The sequence below is a fragment of the Candidatus Poribacteria bacterium genome, assembly GCA_009839745.1.
GTDB lineage: Bacteria > Poribacteria > WGA-4E > WGA-4E > WGA-3G > WGA-3G.
This window is the reverse complement of the sequence record VXPE01000070.1, coordinates 115,221-122,982: the sequence shown is the minus strand read 5'-3', so window position 1 is coordinate 122,982 and position 7,762 is coordinate 115,221. Positions and strand designations below refer to the sequence as shown.

The 7,762-nt window shown below is 47.2% G+C and carries 4 protein-coding genes; all 4 read right to left on the bottom strand.

Translation table 11 applies throughout. From position 1 onward, the window contains the following. Positions 1 to 206: 206 nt before the first annotated feature. Positions 207 to 1,268, bottom strand: a complete 1,062-nt coding sequence (locus F4X88_11605; GenBank protein MYA56936.1) for a hypothetical protein — start codon at positions 1,266 to 1,268, stop codon at positions 207 to 209. Beyond that, on the bottom strand, positions 1,268 to 2,176 hold the full coding sequence (locus F4X88_11600; protein MYA56935.1) for a hypothetical protein: 909 nt from the start codon (positions 2,174 to 2,176) through the stop codon (positions 1,268 to 1,270). The genes F4X88_11605 and F4X88_11600 overlap by 1 nt, the downstream gene beginning before the upstream one ends. 417 nt (positions 2,177 to 2,593) lie before the next feature. Then, entirely contained in the window at positions 2,594 to 3,706 is a 1,113-nt protein-coding gene (locus tag F4X88_11595) for an aminomethyl transferase family protein (GenBank protein MYA56934.1), read from the bottom strand. A gap of 153 nt (positions 3,707 to 3,859) precedes the next feature. Continuing rightward, a complete protein-coding gene (locus F4X88_11590; GenBank protein MYA56933.1) occupies positions 3,860 to 7,633 on the bottom strand; it encodes a BamA/TamA family outer membrane protein in 3,774 nt (1,257 codons plus the stop codon). Between the last annotated feature and the right edge of the window lie 129 nt (positions 7,634 to 7,762).

Here is a 7,762-nt window from a genome sequence, read left to right as displayed (position 1 = left end):
GAGGCACGAAATGACGAAACAAGAATCCCACTGCTTTAGCTGTGGGAGTGTCAATTAAGGATAATGTCAATTATACACGGATGTGAAGGACAATTGCAAGGGGAATTGCCGAGGTTTGGGAAAATAGGGCTTACACAAAATTGATAGGCGCGCCTTGGAAGCACGCCTATCAACGGAAAGTTATTGATCGATTGCGTCAGTGCCCCTTAATTTTTCTCTCGATACGCTTGCAAGAGGGCGTTAATCTTATCAAGAAATTCTTGCGAGTAGATCTCACCGACCAAGGCTTTGTGGGTTTCCGCGGCAAGCGCATCCCACGCTTCTCGGGCATCGTCCTCGAATTCAACCACTTGAATGCCTGCCTTCTTTTGCAATGCCTCCAGTGCCCTTTCATTGTCCTTGCGAATATCCTGAATTAACTGTCCCTGATGCGCGTCCGCGACTTCGCGCAAAACCTGCTGCTGCTCCGAGGAAAGCGCATCAAACTTTTCCTGTGTCATGACTGTTGCACCCACACCAACACTCACAGGAAGGTCCGTCATATATTTGAATTTATCGTGCCATTGCAGTGCGACAGTGACGTAAGGAGACGCAGTGAGAGTGTTGATTTGCCCCGAGTAAAGCGAACCGAGAACCTGTGTAACTTCTCTCGGCACAGTTGCGATCTCAGCGTTTTTGTAAAACGTAAGCCCAATTCTGTCGCTCGTCCGAGCCCACATCTTGACGTTTGGGGATTGAAGGTCAGCAATAGTGCGGATAGGTTGATTACTGAATATATAATAAAAGCCGATGTCTCCCATACCGAGTAGGACATATCCGACATCCATGAATGCTTTGTCGAGATCTGCCCGGAGATAGTCCCGGACATAGTCGAGTTCCTCGTAAGTTCTGAACATTCGAGGCAGTTGGAAAATCAGAACCTCTTCCTGTATCTCGCCAAGACCCGTGGCGGTCATAGCACCCGCGTGGATCAATCCTGCCCGCATCTTGCGGATAACATCGAGTTCATCTCCCTGAACCCCGTTCGGATAGATACGCAGACGAATCTCACCATCTGTTTTGGAGCGGATTTCTTTCCCCATCGCTTCAAAATTGTTCATCCATGTAGAACCCTTTGGCGCGAGTGTTGCGAACTTAATAGATTCGGCACTGAGATGCGCTACGGGTAGACAGAACATTCCGAGAATCAGTAGAAACACGCTCGCTAATTTAAAAAGGGAATCGGGGTTAAAAACCCCTCCTACATAGCCTGTTTTTTCGTTCTTCATTATTCTCTGTCTCCTTCCTCCATTTCTGGATCAAAAAGGTCATCAATCTGGTCAAGTAAGCGTTTGGCACGCGATTTCGCCAACGAAGTCGCGGCTTCTTCCCCCGGATAAATGTCCGAGGGCGCGTCAAGAATTTCTTGTAACGACTGCTTGAAAAGCGTCACATCCTGTTTCGGATAAGCATAGTAACGTGCAAGATAGAGCTTGCTCATCAAAAACTTGCCGTCATTGATTTGATCTACGTGGGCAATATGTTCCTTTGCCTTCTCTGGATCTCCACCAATTGAGGGGGCCCGGTCGCCGTAATAGACGGCATAAAACAGATGCGCGCTCCCGAAGTAGAAGTTTTCCTCCAATTCCAGCACACGTCCCATCATCAATTCCACCCGAGCGAGGTCAATCACCTGCATCGGATCATCTTTCTGGAGACTAATGCCGCGTGCGATCGAATAAGCCGCCCAAAATAGGGGTTCGACATCCTTCGGTTTCAACTTCTGAAGTGCTTTTTCAAACACAGCCATATCGACAGTTCTTATCTCTTTAAAGGTTTCATCGGATTTCGCTAAAGCCTTAGTCGCGTATCCCTCAGAACGTTTATAGTAGTCGATTGCACGGGCGCGCATCTCGTCCGCTGTTTCATAGTCGCCTGCTATTTCAGCCTCTTCCATCTTATCCTCAATAAAACCCGCATAAGATGAATACGCGCGCGCCGTCTTGATAATGAGATTTTTATTCCCAATTTTAGATAGGTTTTCAAGCGTGCCGATGTTCCCCGCAAGGGTGGCTTCTACTACAGTGAGATCCCCTTCCCCTTGAATGCTTGCCAATTTCGCAAGACCGCATCCGCCTAAGAGCATCGGGAGTAACAATAGAAGCGATATATGAAAATAAAATTTGTTGTCCAGCATCGGTTTAGATTTACCTCCTTAGCGTTATTAATTATATTGGTTATCAGCCGTTGGTTAATTGTAAAATTCCTTTGCTGCGGTTTTACCTGCGCGCTTGTAGCGCAAAACCTAAAAATCGACATCAACCCGCGCGCTGATAAAAACCTTGTTCTAATATGTTACTATAGTTTGGACAATTTTGGTCGGGTTCATGCTCGGTTTTCAAGAGATCTTTGATTTTTCTGAAAGTTTCTGAAACAAACCCAACTTGCAGGAAAATAAACCCCGATGCACCCAACGGCAGCCCCAGCGGGGCGATATGTGTATAGAAACGCCAACCCCCCAAGACCTAAGCCCCAGCGGGGCGATATGTGTGTTCTTAAAAAAATTGTCCAAAGTTTAGTAATATGTTACGTAACAAGTTTTCGACTTAACAAGTTACGCCAAAAACGGCAGAAGTGCGACTGTCCCATCAAGGGGGCCTTCTGATGTTTCAATTCGCACACGGCTGCCTGCTTCAGTAACTGCCATCCGCACGTAACCGAGGGCAACCGTCTTCCCGAGAGTCGGAGCAAAGGTAGCACTCGTAACCCAACCAACCTCTCTGTCCCCGTTAAAGACCCGCGCCCCCAAGAAATCGCTGTGACAGTCTTGCGATGTTAAGTTTACATCAATTTCAATACCGCGCAAGAGCCGATTTGGGTGACCTCGATACTTCATACGCGCGACAATTTCTTGTCCGATATAACACCCCTTCTCAAAGTCGATAGCGTGTTCTAATTCAGCCTCAAGTGGGATAACAGAATCGGTCAATTCCGTTCCGTATCTCGGTATACCTGCCTCAATGCGGAGCGACTCAAGGGCATTCCAACCGATCGGTTGAACGTCAAGGCGTGCTCCCGCAGTCATCAATGTTTCCCAGAGCGAAACTAATCCCTCGGCAGCGGTATAAAGCGTCCAACCTACCTCGCCTGTCCCCTCTGTTCGCACGCAGACAATTGCGTATTTAAAAAGCGTATCTGCTTCACGAAAGCAGTTATGCCGTTCTGGCAGCGACGTGAGTTCGTTTATACCCAGCACAGATTGAACAAGATCCGTCGACTGTGGACCGTGAACAGCGATTGCTCCGGTGTCAGCGGTTACATCAAAAATCTCAACATCGTCAGCGATGATGTACTTATCCAATTCCGTGAAAAGGAGGTCTGTGGTCTCAGGCGCGGTGTCAATACGGATTGCCTCCTCAAGAACGGAGATGTTCATGTCGGCTATAATTTTTCCGCGATGCGTTAAGATCGTGGCGTAAGTTCCGTGCCCACTGGAGAGACTTTCAACATCGTTGGAGATAATACGATGTAGAAATTTCGCCCGATCCTCGCCGATTAACCGATGTTGACCTCGGTAGGACACGTCAGCAATACCGACGTTGTTTCTGACAGCATGATGTTCAGAAATGGTATCGGTGAACTCGGTAGCGATATTCCAGTCTAAATGCTTTTTCTCGAATGTCGCACCGAGTTGTTTATGGATGGTATAGAGTAGTGTTGTTTTCATATTTAGTAGTTGTCAGTTGTCAGTTGCCAATTGCCAGTTATCAGTTAAAAGAGGGTGTTTTTGCTTGGGTGTTTCCCCTCGTTAAACGAAAATCTCTTAACTGAAGACTGGCGACTGAAAGGATTTTTGAAAAAAAATCCGAACCGATACCCATTAGAACATGCGTCCTAAACGTAAAATGATGCTCGGATTTCGTAAGGAAAAAGACGAATTAAGGGGTTCTGCCACTTCAAGGGCGACACTCCACGGTTCGGGATTCCCGAAAGGATCCCAAAAGATGGAGCCTCCAATCCCAACAGATGCCTCCAACTGGGTCATGAAATATTCAAAGTCAGAAAAGGGGGCATCATCATACCACCACACACGACCCGCATCCATGAAGCAACTGAGGGTCCATCCCAAGACACCATCTTGTTCATTGGGAATTGTTTCTTTGATGAACCGATACTCCAGGTTAATCAGGAACCGATTATCCCCAGCGAACACATTAGAATCGTGACCGCGCAGGGTATTACCGCCCCCAAGGTGGAGAAGCCGTTGCCTTGGCAAGGGAGCATCGGAAAAATCACCCGCAATCCGCACGTTCAGATGGTGTGCGCCGGATACAGGTGTGTAGCGTGCCAACTCAAACCGATAGAAATTGAAGGCGTGGTCCCCACCGAAACTGTTCCCGGCTATTTCAACCGCGAATTGACCACGCCATCCCCGCCGAGTCCTCTCATTCGCAGAAAACAGTGTGTGGAAATGCCGTGTGATCGTCGATCTGTGGTCCCGTGTATCGAACGCATAAACGAGAGAAAGACTCCTCAATTGTCCACGATTAATCCGTGAGTTGCCCCGCTTGATTAGATTTCGGTTTAAGTAACTCCAATCCGTAGATTTGGAAAGGTTGTCGTGTCTTTCCCCAGTAAACTCCAGCCTAAGATACGACCACTCTGATAGCGCGTAAGTTATCCATCCCTGTGCGCCCTGACGTTGATAATAATCCTGAAGTGCTGAACCGTAATAGCTGGCACTCAGAGAAGCCTCACCTTGATGTAGATAGAGATTGGAACTGACATCCGTGAGTTTATAGAACCCCCCTCCGAATTTGAGCAGCTGCCGTTTAAAGAACCCTTTCTCGATACCGGCGTGGTAGTTCCATATTTTGCTGGAAAATCCATGACTTATTGAGCCGAAAACCCGTTCTTTACCCGTGAGCTGCGTCGAGAGCGTCCCTCCCGCGCCAAGCATTAATCCGTGAACACGATTAAATTGAAGAATCGGGAAACCACCAGGTCTCGCGAAGGGTTGCTCTTCAATGTCAATAATCATGACGTTTTTTCCACCCTCACGTTGAACATGCCAATTCCGAACCGATTTGAAATGTTCACTGTTTTTGCTGAGTTCCTGGCGCAGACCGTTTATTTTCGATTGACCCAGCGCGTGATGGTAAATATCCGAGGCTTGTGAACCTCCTTCTCCATCACCATTTCCAGTGCTGAGGTTAAGTGCCGACAACAGTTCCGCCCGCGGGATTCGACTGTTCCCAGTGAAACGAATCTCGTGTAGTGTCCCCTCGTCAATGCTAAATTCAAGGACATCGTTGTCAATTCGATGTGTAACAGTGGCGAATTCATATCCGCGATTTGCGTAAAAATCAGCAATTAATCGTTCTTTCAGTCTAACAATCGCAACGGCAAGATAGCCGGATTCTAACTGAAACCACTCCTTTATGAATCGTGAAGGAAAGCTCCTGTTCCCTTCGATCTTAATTTGCTGCGCAAAAAGCACGGGGGCTTCCGTAACTCGGATATGCAAATTGATTGGAGGGTTGAAAGAAGGGAAGATTGGGTATGTTACCCCATCTACCAGTCTTCCATCCTTCCAATCTTGTCTCCCAGTCGCTTGCTGACTGCTGATGGATTCTGCATTGGCAACATCGACTTGCTGAGTTTCCAAACGCACATCTTGGAACCAACCCTGTTCCTGCAATTCTGCGATGAGCCAAGAAAGTTGTGAACTTGTGATAACATCTTCAACCTGAATCGGAAGGGCTTGTTGAACAGCCTCTGTCGAAATAGTAGTGTTGCCTTTGATCTCAATAGTCGCGACCCGGACCTTGGTTTTGGATGCGAAGTCTTCGGAAGCGAGTGGTGTCGTAATGAATTCCAAAATTCCCATTGCTGGACCATAGCGTCCGGCAAGCGGACCCGTATACTCCTGTGGCGTGTGGGGCCACCATGGACGCTCGGTATCGTAAATCGGCAGCCAGTAGCTATATTCTCTGGACGTAGCAGGAATGAGGCTCTTCATATTGCTGCTGTGCATCTTACGGTGGATGTTAAAAAGCCACTTGTTTTCAAAAGACGAAGTCGACTGCGGATCCATCTTAGGAGCAGGTTCCAACATTTTACGCGGAAAAGCGACCTCAAGGCTCCAAAAAGCAGCGTTAATTTGACTCGCAACTTTTGCATTTGAATTCCACGCGCTATTTGCCTTGAATGCCGTTTGCAGCGTTTTCCGATTTAAAGTGAGTTGGACATCATGAGGCGCGAACTGGAAACTCGGCTCTCCGGGTGTATTCACCTGCTGATCAAAATACGCGCCAATCGGATTAATAACGAGGTGATAATAGACATCGGTTTTCGGATTCGGGTCAATCAGAATTTCAATACACTCGTCTTCCCAAATTGGCGAATCGTGTTGGGTCTGTGAAACATACAGAAGGAGCGAGTCAGACAAATGTGCCTTTACCCCGACATAGAAATTCTCGGCATCCCACATTAAAAAAGTTTCAGTTGCGTTGCTTGGCACCTCCGTGCCATCTGGGTTTTGGAGCGGAGAGAGTCGCGCCGCTGCTTGCCACACGATTTCAGATAAATTTCCATCAATAGTGGGCGGTTGTGCTACTTGCGGGACGGGGTGCGCGAAATCTATGGTGAGATCCGTTTCAGTATCTGCGGATGTATTGCTGCTTGATGCACTCGGTAGAAGTGAAATCAAGGTGGTGGCTTTCAGGCGAAACAAAGGTCCACCGTCGTTAATAATAGTCAATCCCGTCACCTCGTCAAATTGTGCGGGCAAATTGACAACAATCTGCTGTTTCTCACTCTCAAGTTCAACATCCGCGGCATAATTTTCGGGAAGTCGTAAACGGATGCTACCCGCTTGGGCGGTTATATCCATCGGTGATGCAACGGAGTCAAGGACCTCCAGTCCAATTGAGCCGTTTTGGGTCTCTAATTTGTTTTGTCCATGGGTCAGCAAGATCTTCCCGTCAATGTTGCCCTTGGTCACACGGACGTTATAATTACCTACGGTTTCATCTAAATGGACGTTCCCTGTCTCTGTCGAAGTTTCTATTTTCCCACGGATACGTTGAAGGGAGATGTCCCCAGTTTTGGTGTGGAGCTGAACAGAGACATCCGCTGGCGTTTTAATTCTACATTTCAGTTGGAGTCCATCATAGCGGGCGGCTTGTAACGCTTCCGCATTAGAAAGCGAGTTCGGCTGTGTTTCAGAGGAATTGTTGGATAGTTGTATCCTTAACTGAAGTGTGTCACCGCTGTGCGTTCCTGTAAAGGTGATGCTATCAAGATAGTCGCGAATCAGATCGTCCTGTTTTGTATTTGTGGTTTTCCGTGCCTGCTTCTCAAGCGTAACGGTGATGACATCCCCCTCTGTAGCGATCAGTTCAATATTACCTGATATATTTAGACTGAGTGCTATGTGGTAAACATCTAAAAAACTGAAGGTTTTTGTTGACGGTGTCCCTAATATCAATGTCTGGACTTCGCGGATCGAATTGTTGACAGATGGAAGGGAGGTGCTCCCTTTGCCTTCATGATCCGCTGCATGTATATGCTGGATAGACAGGTTCAGCGTGAGCATCAAAAAATATAATAAATATGCGTGAGAGAAAATCGCTCGAGATATGGGTAACATTCTGGGAAGGTTCCTTCTTAATCCAGCATATCTGATTTGCAATATCGGTTTGCAAACCTCGACTACAGAATTGCTTGACACATTTTAAATAATACATTATACTTATTGGTAAAGTCAAGCAGTTTTTTC

What these genes read in the sequence shown, in the direction of transcription:
- F4X88_11600 (MYA56935.1), bottom strand. Translation starts at nt 2,176, where the DNA reads ATGCTGGACAACAAATTTTATTTTCATATATCGCTTCTATTGTTACTC.
- F4X88_11605 (MYA56936.1), bottom strand. Translation starts at nt 1,268, where the DNA reads ATGAAGAACGAAAAAACAGGCTATGTAGGAGGGGTTTTTAACCCCGAT.
- F4X88_11590 (MYA56933.1), bottom strand. Translation starts at nt 7,633, where the DNA reads ATGTTACCCATATCTCGAGCGATTTTCTCTCACGCATATTTATTATAT.
- F4X88_11595 (MYA56934.1), bottom strand. Translation starts at nt 3,706, where the DNA reads ATGAAAACAACACTACTCTATACCATCCATAAACAACTCGGTGCGACA.